Source organism: Streptomyces sp. NBC_00271 (assembly GCF_036178845.1).
Taxonomy (GTDB): domain Bacteria; phylum Actinomycetota; class Actinomycetes; order Streptomycetales; family Streptomycetaceae; genus Streptomyces.
In genome coordinates, this window is sequence record NZ_CP108070.1 from 7,440,964 (window position 1) to 7,456,541 (window position 15,578).

Here is a 15,578-nt window from a genome sequence, read left to right on the forward strand (position 1 = left end):
AGGGTCCTAAGGGTCCTAAGGGCCCTAAGGGCCCTATGAAGACGAGTCCCGCCTCCTGATCTTCGAACCCAGCCACACCAGCGGGTCGTACTTGCGGTCGACCGCCCGTTCCTTCAAGGGGATCAGGGCGTTGTCCGTGATCTTGATGCCCTCGGGGCAGACCTCCGTGCAGCACTTGGTGATGTTGCAGTAGCCGAGGCCGTGCTCGTCCTGGGCGGTGCGCTTGCGGTCCAGGCCGGTGTCGGCGGCCGCGTCCAGCGGGTGCATGTCCAGTTCGGCGACGCGCATCAGGAAGCGCGGGCCCGCGAACGCCGGTTTGTTCTCCTCGTGGTCGCGCACGACATGGCAGGTGTCCTGGCACAGGAAGCACTCGATGCACTTGCGGAACTCCTGCGAGCGGTCCACGTCCTCCTGCTGCATGCGGTACTCGCCGGGGCCGAGACCGGCCGGGGGGACGAAGGCGGGGACCTGCCGCGCCTTCGCGTAGTTGAAGCCGACGTCCGTGACGAGATCCCGTACGACCGGGAAGGCGCGCAGCGGTGTGACGGTGATCGTCTCCTCCCGCGTGAACACCGACATGCGCGTCATGCACATCAGCCGGGGTCGCCCGTTGATCTCCGCCGAGCACGAACCGCACTTGCCCGCCTTGCAGTTCCAGCGGACGGCCAGGTCCGGGGCCTGGGTCGCCTGGAGCCGGTGGATGATGTCCAGCACCACCTCACCGTCGTTGACCTCGACCGCGAAGTCCTTCAGGCCGCCGCCCTTCACATCCCCGCGCCACACCTTGAAGCGGGCCTCGTAGCTGCTCACTCGTAGAGCTCCTCTTCGGCGAGGTACTTGACCAGCTCCTCCTTCTCGAAGAGGGCGAGCAGGTCGGGACGAATGGGTTCGGTGGTCTCGCGGCTGAGGTCGATCTGGCCGTGCACCGGGTCGGTGGCCGCCAACCCGCCCGTGGGATCGGTGAGTTGGCACAGCAGGTTGAGGCGACGCCAGGTCCGCTCCATCGTCGGATGGTCCTCGCGGGTGTGGCCGCCGCGTGACTCCGTGCGCTCCAGGGCGGCTCGGGCCACGCACTCGCTGACCAGGAGCATGTTGCGCAGGTCGAGGGCGAGGTGCCAGCCGGGGTTGAACTGCCGGTGGCCCTCGACTCCGGCCCGCCGTGCCCGTACCCGCAGCTCCGCGAGTTTCTCCAGGGCCTGTTCCATCTCGGCCTCGCGGCGGATGATGCCGACCAGGTCGTTCATGGTCTGCTGGAGTTCCTGGTGGAGGGTGTACGGGTTCTCGGGCGGGCGTCCGCTCTCCGCACCGGGCTCCGGACCCTCGGCCGAGAAGGGCCGCAGGGCCTCGGCCGCCGCCGTGTCGATCTGGATGTCGTCCACGGGCGGGCGGTCCCCGGCCAGGTCGGCGGCGTACCCGGCGGCGTGCAGTCCCGCCCGCCGCCCGAAGACCAGCAGGTCGGAGAGGGAGTTGCCGCCGAGCCGGTTGGAACCGTGCATGCCGCCCGCGACCTCACCGGCGGCGAACAGCCCCGGTACGCCGCGCGCGGCCGCCGAGTCCGATTCGACCGCGATGCCGCCCATCACGTAGTGACAGGTGGGCCCGACCTCCATCGCCTCCGCCGTGATGTCGACGTCCGCGAGCTCCTTGAACTGGTGGTACATGGAGGGAAGCCGGCGCCGGATCACCTCGGCGGGCATACGGGTCGACACATCGAGGAAGACCCCGCCGTGCGGCGACCCGCGACCCGCCTTCACCTCGGAGTTGATGGCGCGGGCGACCTCGTCGCGGGGCAGCAGCTCCGGGGGACGCCGGTTGTGGTCCGGGTCCTCGTACCAGCGGTCGCCCTCCTCCTCGGACTGCGCGTACTTCTCCTTGAAGACGTCCGGGATGTAGTCGAACATGAACCGCTTGCCGTCGGAGTTCCTGAGCACCCCGCCGTCCCCGCGCACCGACTCGGTGACCAGGATCCCCTTCACCGACGGCGGCCAGACCATGCCCGTCGGATGGAACTGCACGAACTCCATGTTGAGCAGTGGCGCCCCGGCGAGCAGCGCGAGGGCGTGCCCGTCGCCCGTGTACTCCCACGAGTTCGACGTCACCTTGAACGACTTGCCGATACCGCCGGTGGCGATGACGACGGAGGGCGCTTCGAGCACGAAGAAGCGGCCGGACTCGCGCTCGTAGCAGAACGCGCCGGAGACGCGGTTGCCGTCCTTCAGCACACGCGTGACGGTGCACTCCTGGTACACCTTCAGCCGGCTCTCGTACTCGCCCGTCTCCTTCATGTCCTCCTGCTGGAGCGACACGATCTTCTGCTGGAGGGTCCGGATGAGTTCGAGCCCGGTCCGGTCGCCGACGTGCGCGAGCCGCGGATACTCGTGACCGCCGAAGTTGCGCTGGGAGATCCGCCCGTCCTTCGTACGGTCGAACAGGGCGCCCCAGGTCTCCAGCTCCCACACCCGGTCCGGGGCTTCCTTGGCATGCAGCTCGGCCATCCGCCACTGGTTCAGGAACTTCCCGCCCCGCATGGTGTCGCGGAAGTGGACCTGCCAGTTGTCGCCGGAGTTGACGTTGCCCATCGCGGCCGCGATGCCGCCCTCGGCCATCACCGTGTGGGCCTTGCCGAACAGCGACTTGCAGATCACGGCCGTACGGGCGCCACGCTCGCGCGCCTCGATGGCGGCGCGCAGTCCGGCGCCACCGGCGCCGACCACGACAACGTCCCACTCCTGCCTGTCAACCACGGACATCAGAGGGCCCCACTCAGCTAGAAGAAGCGCGGATCGTCGAAGGCGCCGGACGCGACGAGGTACACGTAGAAGTCGGCGAGCGCCACGCTGATCAGCGACGCCCAGGCGAGCAGCATGTGGCGGGCGTTCAGCTTCCCGACCCACTGCCACATCCGGTAGCGCACGGGATGCTTGGAGAAGTGCTTGAGCTTGCCGCCGACGATGTGCCGGCAGGAGTGGCAGGACAGGGTGTACGCCCAGATCAGCGTGATGTTGAGCAGGAAGACCAGGGTGCCCAGGCCCATGTGGCCCCAGCGGTAGTGCTCGTCGCGGAAGGACAGCACGGTGTCGTAGGTCAGGATCCCGGCGACCACGATCGCGGCGTAGAAGAAGTACCGGTGGACGTTCTGCAGGATGAGCGGGAAGCGGGTCTCGCCGGTGTACTTCTTGTGCGGCTCGGCGACCGCGCAGGCCGGTGGCGACGCCCAGAAGCCGCGGTAGTAGGCCTTGCGGTAGTAGTAGCAGGTCAGCCGGAAACCGAGCGGGAAGATCAGGATGATGATGGCGGGGGAGATGCCCCACCAGCTCCCGAAGAGGTCCGCGTTGGGGCCCGCGTGCATCGTCCGGCACCGCTCGGCCAGACAGGGCGAGTAGAACGGCGAGACGTACGGCGCCGCGTAGTAGTTCGTGTCCGCGAACGCGCGCCAGGTCGAGTACACGACGAAGGCCAGCAGCCCGGCGGCGGTGACGGCGGGCGCCAGCCACCAGCGGTCGGTGCGCAGATGCGGGGCGGTGATCGCGGCGCGCGTTCCGGTGTGTACGCCGCCGGGGGTCGGATGGGGTTCAGTGCCAGTGCTCAACTTTTCGCCTCCGGGGCGCTCACGGGGCGTGGCGGTCGTGGGCGCCGAGTCCCTCGTCGTCCGAGTCCGTCCACAAGGAGCTGTCGTACGGGGTGTCGGGGATCGGGACGAGATCGGGGCGCCGGGGCGGGGAGAGGCCGGGGGCGGACTCGCGCAGCAGGGCGACGCTCTCGCGCAGGTGGTCCGCGTCGGCGCGGACGCGGCGCATCTCCAGGCCGCCTCCGCCGATCTGCTGCTCCAGGCGTCCCACCGACCTCACGAGGTCGTCGATGCATCGCTGAACTGACGTCAAGTCGTCGTGTACGGACATGACTTGCCCTCACTTCCAGGACCCTGCGGTCCAAGGCGGCAACGTTCATGCGCCTGCGAGTGTTGCGCGTCACACCGAGCCGTGGGAAGGGATCTGCACGGATTGACGGCTCACGCCCACCGGAATGCGCCCCCCGGGGCCGATTTGCATCGACACGTGAGTGAATCCGAGCCCTGCGACGGGGCTGCGCCGCGGATCCCTGCTCGGCTGCGGGTGGGTGGGGGCTGGTCGCGCAGTTCCCCGCGCCCCTGCGGGGTCGGGGCTGCGCCCCGTACCCCGGCCGCCGTGTTCTTCGGCTGCGGGCCGGTGGGGGCCGATCGCGCAGTTCCCCGCGCCCCCAGGGGTGGGGCTGCGCCCCACATTCCTGCCTTGTCCGAAGTTCTTCGGCTGGCGGTCGGTGGGGGGCTGGTCGCGCGGTTCCTCGCGCCCCTAAAGGCTTGGCCTGGTCGGTGGTCGAGGGTGTCCCCACTCACCCCGGCCCGCATCTTCAGCCTGTCCGGCGTTTGAGGACGAGGCCGTTCAGGCCGATGCGGGGGTCTGGGGGCGAGGGAGCTTGGGCCGGATGGGTGGGGTTTCGGGCGCTTCACGTCGTGTCGCCGCACCCCCACGCTCCCCCTCCCGTTCAGTGGGCACATACATCTGATCAACCGCATATTCCGCCAGAAGTGATCAGATCCGGCCCCGTTCTCCCCACCGGAGGTTGCAGTGATGTCCCACGACGGAGTCGGACTGCGCGCGGTGATGCGCTCGGTCGCGTTCCTCACCGCGGGCGCACTCGCGGTACCCGCCCTCGCCGCGTGCAGCGCCGACGAGGAGGTCGCCAAGCCCCTCGCCGCGCAGGACATCGCACCCGCGACCCGCGACCGGATCGCGGACGGCGGCACCCTGCGCTGGGCGGTGGACGCCGTACCGCAGACCCTCAACACCTTCCAGGCGGACGCCGACGCCGGCACCTCCCGGATCGCCGGCGCCGTACTGCCCGCCCTGTACCGCCTCGACTCCAACGGCACCCCCCAGCTCAACCCCGCCTACCTCGAATCGGCCAAGATCGTCGAGACCGAGCCTCAGCAGGTCGTGCTCTACAAGCTCAACCAGCAGGCTGTCTGGAGCGACGGCCGCGAGATCGGCGCCGCCGACTTCGCCGCCCAGTGGCGCGCCCTGTCCGGCAAGGACAGCGCGTACTGGACGGCCCGCAACGCCGGCTACGACCGCATCGAGAAGATCGAGCGAGGCAAGAGCAACCTGGAGGTCCGCGTCACCTTCAGTCGTCCCTACGCCGACTGGAAGTCGCTCTTCTCACCGCTGTACCCCAAGGACGTGATGGGCACCGCCGACGCCTTCAACGACGGGGCGCGCACCAAGCTCCAGGCCACCGCGGGCCCGTTCACCCTCCAGAAGATCGACCACAAGAGCGGCGAGGTCCTCCTCACCCGCAACCCGCGCTGGTGGGGCCGCCCCGCCAAGCTCTCCGAGATCGCGCTGATCGCCGTCCCGCGCGACAAGCGGGCCGAGGCGCTCGCCGCCGACAAGGTCGACCTGGCCGAGATCGACCCCGAAGAGGCCGGCCGGATCACGCTCGCCGCCCGCGACAAGGGGCCCGCCCCGCAGCAGGGATCGGGGACCGCCCCGCTGCAGGGTGCGGGCTCCGCGCTCACGCCCGCGAAGGCGCTGCGTTCCTGGGCGGTCGCGCACGGCTCCGACGCGAGAGCCGCGTCCGACGAGATCAAGGCCCGCAAGCAGCAGCGCACGGCGATCGCGACGTACGCCCGTCAGCAGACGTCCCTGAGCGACTTCGTGGTCCGCAAGTCCCTCGAGCCCGCCTACACCCAGCTGGCCCTGAACGGCTCCGAGGGCCCGCTCGCCGACGAGCGAGTCCGCCGCGCCGTCGCCCGCGCGATCAACCGCGACGAACTCGCCCAGGCCGTCCTGGGCCCGCTGGGCCTGCCTGCCGTCCCGGTCGGCAGCCACCTCGCGCTCTCCGGCCAGCCGGACTACGCCGACAACAGCGGCGCGCTCGGAGGTCAGGACACCAAGGAGGCGCAGGCGCTGCTGGCGGATGCCGGATGGGTGCCCGGGGGACCGGTGAACGAGCAGCAGCAACAGCAGCAGAAGAAGGACAAGGACAAGGCGGCCGGACCCGAGGGCAAGAAGGCGGACTCCGACGCCAACCCGGACGACGGAACGTTCATCGTCGGCGAGGACGACAAGAACGGCGAGGCCGACCGGGACAAGAAGGAACCGAAGGACGAGAAGCACGGGAAGAACGAGAAGCAGCACGCGGACGGCGAGGCCGGCAAGCATCTCGACGGCAGGCAGTACGCCCCCAAGGACAACCGGCAGGGCGGGGCGCCCGGCGCCTACGCGCCCAAGGGCACGGCCGCCCCGGCGGGCGCCGCGGCCGGCGCGCTCGCCAAGGACGGCAAGGCGCTGACACTGCGCTTCGTCCTGCCCTCGGGTCCCGGTTCGGACTCGCTGCGCACGGTCGCCGACCAGATCTCCCGGATGCTGGAGCGCATCGGCATCCGTACCGAGACGTCCAGGGTGCCGGACGCCAGCTATTTCAAGGACCACATCGCCTCGGGCCAGTACGACCTGGCGCTGTACTCCTGGCCCGCCTCCGCCTTCCCCGCCACAGACGCCCGCCCGATCTACGCGAAGCCGGTCCCGGCAGCCGACGGCTCCCTCGCCGTCGAGCAGAACTACACCCGGGTCGGCACCGACCAGGTCGACCAGCTCTTCGACCAGGCCATCGCGACGCTGGACGAGGACGAGTCGCGTTCCCTGGTCCGCAAGGCCGACGCCCGGATCTGGGCCGCCGCCGGATCGATTCCCCTCTATCAGCGCCCCCAGCTCATGGCCACCCGCCTGAACCTCGCCAACGCCGGCGCCTTCGGGTTCCAGACCCCCCTCTACGAGGACATGGGCTTCCTGAAGAAGGGCGTGCAGGGGGGAACGGCAACCGAGAAGGACAGGTAGGAAGGGCAAGCAGGAAGGGCGATCAGCGTCGCCCACGGCCTCCGCGGACTGGCCCGCGGAGGCCGTGCCCGTCAAGGCCACGTACCATGGGGTAAGGCCGTGGCGTGTCCAGCCCGGCAGGGTCCGCGTAGCACTGACGTACGCGCAGGCCGTCCACTCACTCCGGGAGAAGCGCCTCAATATGGCCACGCGCCACGACATCCGCAACGTCGCCATCGTCGCCCACGTCGACCATGGCAAGACCACCCTGGTCGATGCCATGCTCAAGCAGGCCGGTGCCTTCGCCGCGCACGCCGCCGAGTCGCTTGACGACCGCATGATGGACTCGAACGACCTGGAGCGTGAGAAGGGCATCACGATCCTGGCCAAGAACACGGCCGTGAAGTACCACCCCAAGGATGGTGGTGAGGTCATCACCATCAACATCATCGACACCCCGGGCCACGCCGACTTCGGTGGCGAGGTCGAGCGCGGTCTGTCGATGGTGGACGCGGTCGTCCTCCTCGTCGACGCCTCCGAGGGCCCGCTGCCGCAGACCCGCTTCGTGCTGCGCAAGGCGCTCCAGCAGCGTCTGCCGGTCATCCTGTGCATCAACAAGACCGACCGCCCGGACTCCCGGATCGACGAGGTCGTCAACGAGACCTACGACCTCTTCCTGGACCTGGACGCGGACGAGGAGCAGATCGAGTTCCCCATCGTCTACGCGTGTGCGCGTGACGGCGTCGCCTCACTGACCAAGCCGGAGAACGGCACGGTCCCGCAGGACAGCGACAGCCTGGAGCCGTTCTTCACCACGATCCTGCAGTCCGTCCCGGCCCCGTCCTACGACGAGTCCGCCCCGCTCCAGGCGCACGTCACCAACCTGGACGCCGACAACTTCCTCGGCCGTATCGCGCTGCTCCGCGTCGAGCAGGGCGAGCTGCGCAAGGGCCAGACCGTCACGTGGATCAAGCGCGACGGCACGATGTCCAACGTCCGCATCACCGAGCTGCTGATGACCGAGGCGCTCACCCGTAAGCCGGCCGAGAAGGCGGGCCCGGGTGACATCTGCGCGGTCGCCGGTATCCCGGACATCATGATCGGCGAGACGCTTGCCGACCCCGAGAACCCGATCGCGCTGCCGCTGATCACGGTCGACGAGCCGGCCATCTCGATGACCATCGGCACGAACACCTCGCCGCTGGTCGGCCGCGGCGGCACCGGCAAGGGCGCCGCCGCGAAGGCCGCGGTCAAGGACCGCAAGGTCACCGCCCGCCAGGTCAAGGACCGTCTCGACCGCGAGCTGATCGGTAACGTCTCGCTCCGCGTGCTCGACACCGAGCGTCCCGACGCCTGGGAGGTCCAGGGCCGTGGTGAGCTCGCGCTCGCCATCCTGGTCGAGCAGATGCGCCGCGAGGGCTTCGAGCTGACCATCGGCAAGCCCCAGGTGGTCACCCAGATCATCGACGGCAAGGTGCACGAGCCGGTCGAGCGCATGACGATCGACGTGCCCGAGGAGCACATGGGCGCGGTCACGCAGCTCATGGGCGTCCGCAAGGGCCGTATGGACAACATGTCGAACCATGGCTCCGGCTGGGTCCGCCTGGAGTTCGTCGTGCCCTCCCGCGGCCTCATCGGCTTCCGGACCGAGTTCCTGACCGGAACGCGCGGCACGGGCATCGCCCACTCCATCCACGAGGGCCACGAGCCGTGGTTCGGCACCCTGACGACCCGGAACAACGGTTCGCTGGTCGCCGACCGCGCCGGTGCCGTCACCGCGTTCGCGATGACGAACCTCCAGGAGCGCGGTGTGCTCTTCACCGACCCCGGCACCGAGGTGTACGAGGGCATGATCGTCGGCGAGAACTCGCGCGCCGACGACATGGACGTGAACATCACCAAGGAGAAGAAGCTCACCAACATGCGCTCCGCCGCCGCGGACTCGTTCGAGGCGATCGTCCCGCCGCGCAAGCTCTCCCTGGAGCAGTCCCTGGAGTTCTGCCGCGACGACGAGTGCGTCGAGGTGACCCCGGAGGCCGTGCGCATCCGCAAGGTCGTCCTGGACCAGAAGGAGCGCGGTCGCACCGCCAGCCGGGCCAAGCACGGCTGATCTCGACCGTTCCGCAGTGATTTCGGGCACCTCGCATCCGCGGGGTGCCCGTTGCGTTGGGTGGGCCGCGCCGAGCGTGACGCGCGGCTTGCGCCGCGGTACGGGGCTGCGATAGGGCGCGGAGCGAGGAGAGGGTAGGGAAAACCCTTCATTACGGAGGAGGAGCCCTCCAAAATGGCCGGATCCCACTACCCTGCACTCACGTGGGTCCCGGCCGCACGGCGCGTCTCGGCGCCGTGATCACACCGTCGGGGACGTACCCGCTTGATCAGCGAACGGCCTTGTCATGGAAGCCCGTTGACCGCGAAACGGGGCAGCTGCCTCCGCCGGTCCGGGGTGGGTGGGCACGCCAATGGCACCCCCACATGACGGCCACGATAGCCGCAACCCCTTTTTTTGCTCCTCGTGTCCGCAATGCGGACGGTCGAGACCGATAGATGTGTAACAAGTCCGTTTCGCAGGGATCTTTCAGCAAACCCTTTGTCCGGATTTTGGAAGAAGTAGGCGTCAGGTGTGATCGAACCGAGACCTTGTGAGTGTGGTCGGGCTCTGGCCCATGGCAGATAGTTAGGCGCGTAGAGCTCGGACCAACGGGCCATACGCCTTCAGGTGGCGTCGGCTTGCGAGCGCAGGGGGCACCAGCACTTTCTCCGTCCCAAGTGTCGGCAGTGTGACTAGTGCTCCCTTTTGCGGTGAACCAATGGACTCATGAGGAGGAACCCATGCGCGGTGCCAAGAGCGCCAAGTGGGTCGCGATAGCCGCGGTTGTGGCGCTGGGAGCGACCGCCTGTGGTGGTGGCGGCGGCGACAAGGGCAGCGACAGCAAGGCCGCCGTCAACCCGGCCGGTAAGTTCTCGGTCGAGGTGGGCGAGCCGCAGAACCCGCTGCAGCCGGCCAACACCATGGAGTCCAACGGCAGCATTGTCATCAAGTCGCTCTTCTCGCAGCTCGTGAGCTACGACGACAAGGGCAACATCGTCTACGTGAACGCGCAGTCGGTGGACACGAAGGACAACAAGACCTACACGGTCAAGCTGAAGTCGGGCTGGAAGTTCCACGACGGCACCCCGGTGACCGCCACGTCCTACGTCAAGGCGTGGAACTGGGCCGCCGCCCCGGCGAACAAGCAGACCAACAGCTTCTGGTTCTCCGACATCGCGGGCTACGACGACGTCGCCCCGGCGAAGGGCAAGCCGAAGGCCACGGAGATGTCCGGTCTGAAGGTCGTCGACGACAGCACCTTCACGATCACCCTTTCCAAGGCGATCCCCTACTACGTCTACAAGCTCGGCTACGAGGTCTTCTCGCCGCTGCCCGAGTCCTTCTACAAGGACCCGAAGGCCGCGGGTGAGCACCCGATCGGCAACGGCCCGTACAAGTTCGTCAGCTGGGCGCACAAGAAGCAGATCGAGGTCGCCAAGTTCGACGGCTACCAGGGTCCGGACAAGGCCAAGAACGGTGGTGTGCTCTTCAAGAACTACACCAACCTGGAGACGGCCTACGAGGACCTGAAGTCGGGCAACGTCGACGTTCTGCGTCAGGTCGCCCCGAAGGACCTGCCGGTCTACAAGTCGGACCTCGGCAGCCGCGCGGTGGACAAGGCGTACTCGGCGATCCAGACGATCACGCCGGCCTTCTACACCAAGCAGTGGAAGGACATCAACCCGAAGGTCCTGCAGGGCCTGTCGATGGCGATCGACCGCGCCACCATCACCAAGACGGTGCTCCAGGGCACCCGTGAGCCGGCCACGGGCTGGGTCGCGAAGGGTGTGCTCGGCTACGAGCCGAACGTCGGCGGTGACGTCTTCACGTACAACCCGACCAAGGCGAAGCAGCTCATCAAGGACGGCGGCGGCGTCCCGGGCAACGCCATGACCATCCAGTACAACGCTGACGGCGGTCACAAGGAGTGGGTGGAGGCGGTCTGCAACTCGATCACCAACGCCACCGGTGTCAAGTGCTCCGGCGACTCCAAGGCCGACTTCCAGGCCGACCTGGACGCGCGTGACGCGCACTCGGTCAAGTCCATGTACCGCAGTGGCTGGGTGCTCGACTTCCCGATGAACGCGAACTTCATCCGTGACCTGTTCGGCACCAAGTCGGACGGCAACACGAGCGGGTTCTCGAACAAGAAGATCGACGCCGACATCGCCGCGGCCGACTCCGCCAGCTCCCTCGCGGACTCGGAGAAGAAGTACCAGGACATCGAGAAGGAGCTCGTCAACTACATGCCGAGCATTCCGCTCTGGTACTACAAGGTCAACGCGGGCTACTCGGACAAGGTCACCGGCGTCGAGTACGCCCAGGACGGCGACCCGATCCTGACCGGCGTTCAGGTCAAGAAGTAACCGCAATCAGCCCGTGATCCCGGGTGCGGCGCCGCCTCGTGCGCCGCACCCGGGGGGACGGCAGCGGCCGGGGGGCCCTTTCCATGCGCATCGTTCAGGGGTGCGCAAGGAAAGGGCCCGTCGGCTGTCGTCGTAGTAACTACATGGAGGCACGATGGGGCGCTACGTCGCACGACGACTGCTCCAGATGATCCCGGTCTTCATCGGGACAACCCTGCTGATCTTTCTCATGGTCTACGCCCTGCCCGGCGACCCCGTGCGAGGCCTGTTCGGCGACAAGGGCGGAAGCCCCGCCGTCATCGCCTCACTGAGACATCAGTACGGCCTGGACCAGCCGATCCTGGTGCAGTACTACCACTACATGAAGGACATGATCCTTCACTTCGACTTCGGCACGCAGATCGCGAGCGGCCGCCCTGTCACGGACGTCCTCAGCGAGGCGTTCCCCGTGACCCTTCGCCTCGCCTCGCTGTCCTTCGCCATCGAGGTCGTCCTGGGCATCGCCCTGGGCATCTGGGCGGGTATGCGCGCCGGGCGGTTCGCGGACAACGCGATCCTGCTGGTCTCGCTGCTGCTGATCTCCGTTCCGGTGTTCGTTCTCGGCTTCATCCTGAAGGTCGTCTTCGCCTTCCAGCTCAACTGGCTGCCGCCGAACGTGAACGACTCCACGAACTACAACGAGTTGCTGATGCCGGCGTTCGTCCTCGCGACCGCCTCGCTGGCCTATGTGACCCGGCTCACCCGTACGTCGGTCGCCGAGAACCTGCGCGCCGACTACATCCGTACGGCCATCGCCAAGGGCCTGCCGCGGCGTCGTGTGGTGGGTGTCCACCTCATGCGCAACTCGCTGATCCCCGTGATCACCTACCTGGGCACCGACATCGGCGCGCTGATGGGCGGAGCCGTCGTCACCGAGGGCCTGTTCAACATCCAGGGCATCGGCGGCACGATCTACCAGTCCATCGTGCGGCGTGAAGGCACCACGCTCGTCGGCCTGGTGACCATCCTGGTGCTGGTCTACCTCCTCGCCAGCCTGCTCGTCGACCTGCTGTACGCGGTCCTGGACCCGAGGATTCGCTATGCCTGACGTGACCAAGACCGACGTCCAGACGGCGGTGGCGACCGACGGTGCGGCCACCACCCCGGTGGCGGCCCCCGCGGCCAAGCCGGAGAAGTCCCGCAGCCTGTGGGGCGATGCCTGGAACGACCTCCGGCACAGCTGGATCTTCGGTGTCTCGGCGGTGCTGATCCTGCTGCTGCTGACCATCACCTTCTTCCCGGGGCTGTTCACCGACACCGACCCGATCAAGGGCGATCTGGCCAAGCACTTCCTGCAGAAGCCGAAGCTGGGCCATGTGTTCTCCGCGGACTGGCTGGGCTACGACCAGCAGGGCCGCAGTGTCTACGCCCGTACCATCTACGGCACCCGGGCCTCCGTGGCCGTGGGCTTCGGCACCACCCTCGCGGTGACGGTCGTGGGCGGCCTGATGGGCATGATCGCCGGATACTTCGGCGGCGTCGTCGACTCGATCCTGTCGCGTCTGACGGACGTCTTCTTCGGCATCCCGTTCCTGCTCGCCACCATGGTCGTGCTGACCTCCTTCCCGGACCGCACGACCTGGGTCGTCATCGGCGCGCTGGCCGCCTTCGGCTGGACGCAGATCGCCCGCGTGATGCGCGGCGCGGTGATCACCACCAAGCAGGCCGACTATGTTCACGCGGCCAAGGCCCTGGGTGCGAGCACCCCGCGGATCATGTTCCGGCACATCCTGCCGAACACCCTCGCCCCCGTGATCGTCGTCTCCACCATCTCACTCGGTGTCTACATCTCCGCCGAGGCGACCCTGTCCTTCCTCGGACTCGGCCTCAACGGCGTGTCCTGGGGCAACGACATCTCCGACGGCGGCAACCAGATCCGCGTGGCGCAGTGGATCATGCTGTACCCGTCGATCATGCTCAGCATCACGGTGCTGGCGTTCATCATGCTCGGTGAGGCCGTCCGTAACGCCCTCGACCCGAAGCTGCGCTGAGGGAGGCGTACGTGACCATCATCGAAGACTCAGTCCCGGTGCCCGCCCCGCGTAAGGGCGGCGCCGACGACGGGCCGCTGCTCGAAGTGCGTGACCTGCACGTCGAGTTCCACACCCGCGAGGGAGTGGCCAAGGCGGTCAACGGCGTCAACTACAGCGTCAGCGCGGGCGAGACCCTCGCCGTGCTCGGCGAGTCCGGCTCCGGCAAGTCCGTGACCGCGCAGGCGATCATGGGCATCCTCGACATGCCGCCGGCGAGGATCCCGCAGGGCGAGATCCTCTTCCGCGGCCAGGACATGCTCAAGATGTCCGGCGAGGAGCGCCGCAAGATCCGCGGCCAGAAGATCGCCATGATCTTCCAGGACGCGCTCAGCTCGCTCAACCCGGTCCTGTCCGTCGGCTACCAGCTCGGCGAGATGTTCCGGGTGCACCAGGGCCTCTCCAAGAAGGAGGCCAAGGCCAAGGCGATCGAGCTGATGGACCGGGTGAAGATCCCGGCCGCCGCGGCCCGCGTGAACGACTACCCCCACCAGTTCTCGGGCGGTATGCGCCAGCGCATCATGATCGCGATGGCGCTGGCCCTGGAGCCGGACCTGATCATCGCGGACGAGCCCACCACGGCGCTCGACGTGACGGTCCAGGCCCAGGTCATGGACCTGCTCGCGGACCTTCAGCGCGAGTACAACATGGGCCTGATCCTGATCACCCACGACCTCGGCGTCGTCGCCGACGTCGCGGACAAGATCGCCGTGATGTACGCGGGCCGGATCGTGGAGCGCGCCCCGGTCCACGAGCTGTACAAGCGCCCCGCGCACCCGTACACGCGGGGTCTGCTGGACTCGATCCCGCGCCTGGACCAGAAGGGCCAGGAGCTGTACGCGATCAAGGGGCTGCCGCCCAACCTGCTGCGCATTCCGACCGGCTGCGCCTTCAACCCGCGCTGCCCCAAGGCCCAGGACATCTGCCGCACCGACGTGCCGGCGCTGCTCCCGGTGAGCGAGCAGGACGGCACCGAGCTGGTCGGCCGCGGTTCGGCCTGCCACTTCTGGAAGGAGACGATCCATGGCTGAGCTCAGCAAGAACGACGAGCAGGAGGCCACCCCGAACGTCTCCGACGTGGAGGTCGTCGACGCCCACTCCGAGACGGAGGCGGTCGCCGCGATCGAGGCGCCGGTGGACCGTGGCGAGCCGATCCTTCAGGTGCGCAATCTGAAGAAGCACTTCCCGCTCACCCAGGGCATCCTGTTCAAGCGGCAGATCGGCGCGGTGAAGGCCGTCGACGGTGTCTCCTTCGATCTGCACCAGGGCGAGACGCTGGGCATCGTGGGCGAGTCCGGCTGTGGCAAGTCCACCGTGGCCAAGCTCCTGATGAACCTGGAGCGGGCCACCGCGGGCGAGATCTTCTACAAGGGCCAGGACATCACCAAGCTGTCCGGGCGCGCCCTGAAGGCCGTGCGCCGCAACATCCAGATGGTCTTCCAGGACCCGTACACCTCGCTCAACCCCCGTATGACGGTGGGCGACATCATCGGTGAGCCCTTCGACATCCACCCCGAGGTGGCTCCGAAGGGCGACCGGCGGCGCAAGGTCCAGGAACTGCTGGACGTGGTCGGCCTCAACCCCGAGTACATCAACCGCTACCCGCACCAGTTCTCGGGCGGTCAGCGTCAGCGCATCGGCATCGCCCGTGGTCTCGCGCTCAACCCCGAGATCATCATCTGCGACGAGCCGGTGTCGGCGCTCGACGTGTCGGTGCAGGCGCAGGTCATCAACCTGATGGAGCGGCTCCAGGACGAGTTCAACCTGTCCTACCTCTTCATCGCGCACGACCTGTCGATCGTCCGGCACATCTCGGACCGGGTCGGCGTGATGTACCTCGGCAAGATGGCGGAGATCGGCACCGACGAGCAGATCTACGACCACCCGACGCACCCCTACACCCAGGCGCTGCTGTCGGCCGTGCCGGTGCCGGACCCGGAGGCCCGTGAGCACCGCGAGCGGATCATCCTGACCGGTGACGTGCCGTCCCCGGCCAACCCGCCGTCGGGCTGCAGCTTCCGCACCCGCTGCTGGAAGGCCCAGGACAAGTGCTCCGTGGAGACCCCGATCCTCGCGGTGCCCGAGGTGTTCATGGGCGTGGACTCGCCGGCGGCCCATGAGTCGGCGTGCCACTTCGCCGAGGAGAAGAACGTCGTGCACGCGGTCTGAGCGCCACGCGTCCCGTGATCGACAGGCC

The 15,578-nt window shown here is 68.0% G+C and carries 11 protein-coding genes; 7 read left to right on the forward strand and 4 right to left on the reverse strand.

What is annotated here, in order from left to right; genetic code table 11:
- Window positions 1-33: 33 nt before the first annotated feature.
- The 4 genes from OG798_RS33950 to OG798_RS33965 are packed head-to-tail and all read right to left on the reverse strand — an operon-like array spanning window position 34 to window position 3,899.
- Window positions 34-810, reverse strand: coding sequence for a succinate dehydrogenase/fumarate reductase iron-sulfur subunit (locus tag OG798_RS33950; protein ID WP_095852761.1), 777 nt, complete (start codon window positions 808-810; stop codon window positions 34-36).
- The gene (locus OG798_RS33955) at window positions 807-2,750 is read right to left on the reverse strand and encodes a fumarate reductase/succinate dehydrogenase flavoprotein subunit (RefSeq protein WP_121415101.1); all 1,944 of its coding nucleotides are present in this window, start codon (window positions 2,748-2,750) and stop codon (window positions 807-809) included. Before OG798_RS33955 ends, OG798_RS33950 begins: the two co-directional genes overlap by 4 nt.
- A 17-nt stretch (window positions 2,751-2,767) precedes the next feature.
- Window positions 2,768-3,589, reverse strand: a complete 822-nt coding sequence (locus tag OG798_RS33960; protein WP_267062748.1) for a hypothetical protein — start codon at window positions 3,587-3,589, stop codon at window positions 2,768-2,770.
- A 19-nt stretch (window positions 3,590-3,608) separates the two neighbouring features.
- Window positions 3,609-3,899 (reverse strand): hypothetical protein, encoded by a 291-nt coding sequence (locus OG798_RS33965; protein WP_054228251.1) that lies wholly within the window; start codon window positions 3,897-3,899, stop codon window positions 3,609-3,611.
- A gap of 708 nt (window positions 3,900-4,607) precedes the next feature.
- Here OG798_RS33965 and OG798_RS33970 point away from each other — a divergent pair.
- The 7 genes from OG798_RS33970 to OG798_RS34000 all read left to right on the forward strand — a co-directional run bounded on the left by OG798_RS33970 (window position 4,608) and on the right by OG798_RS34000 (window position 15,550).
- Window positions 4,608-6,875, forward strand: a complete 2,268-nt coding sequence (locus tag OG798_RS33970) for an ABC transporter family substrate-binding protein (RefSeq protein ID WP_097224864.1) — start codon at window positions 4,608-4,610, stop codon at window positions 6,873-6,875.
- Between the two features lie 181 nt (window positions 6,876-7,056).
- Complete coding sequence (typA, locus tag OG798_RS33975) at window positions 7,057-8,964, forward strand: translational GTPase TypA (RefSeq protein WP_121415097.1); 1,908 nt, start codon at window positions 7,057-7,059, stop codon at window positions 8,962-8,964.
- Window positions 8,965-9,686: 722 nt separating this feature from the next.
- Window positions 9,687-11,312: a peptide ABC transporter substrate-binding protein gene (locus tag OG798_RS33980; protein ID WP_097224863.1), complete on the forward strand. Its 1,626-nt coding sequence runs from the start codon at window positions 9,687-9,689 to the stop codon at window positions 11,310-11,312.
- A 154-nt stretch (window positions 11,313-11,466) separates the two neighbouring features.
- Window positions 11,467-12,399, forward strand: coding sequence for an ABC transporter permease (locus OG798_RS33985; protein ID WP_067368412.1), 933 nt, complete (start codon window positions 11,467-11,469; stop codon window positions 12,397-12,399).
- The gene (locus OG798_RS33990; protein ID WP_095852755.1) at window positions 12,392-13,342 is read left to right on the forward strand and encodes an ABC transporter permease; all 951 of its coding nucleotides are present in this window, start codon (window positions 12,392-12,394) and stop codon (window positions 13,340-13,342) included. Before OG798_RS33985 ends, OG798_RS33990 begins: the two co-directional genes overlap by 8 nt.
- An 11-nt stretch (window positions 13,343-13,353) precedes the next feature.
- The gene (locus OG798_RS33995; protein WP_067368417.1) at window positions 13,354-14,412 is read left to right on the forward strand and encodes an ABC transporter ATP-binding protein; all 1,059 of its coding nucleotides are present in this window, start codon (window positions 13,354-13,356) and stop codon (window positions 14,410-14,412) included.
- Window positions 14,405-15,550, forward strand: coding sequence for an ABC transporter ATP-binding protein (locus OG798_RS34000; protein WP_328758179.1), 1,146 nt, complete (start codon window positions 14,405-14,407; stop codon window positions 15,548-15,550). Before OG798_RS33995 ends, OG798_RS34000 begins: the two co-directional genes overlap by 8 nt.
- The last annotated feature ends 28 nt before the right edge of the window (window positions 15,551-15,578 follow it).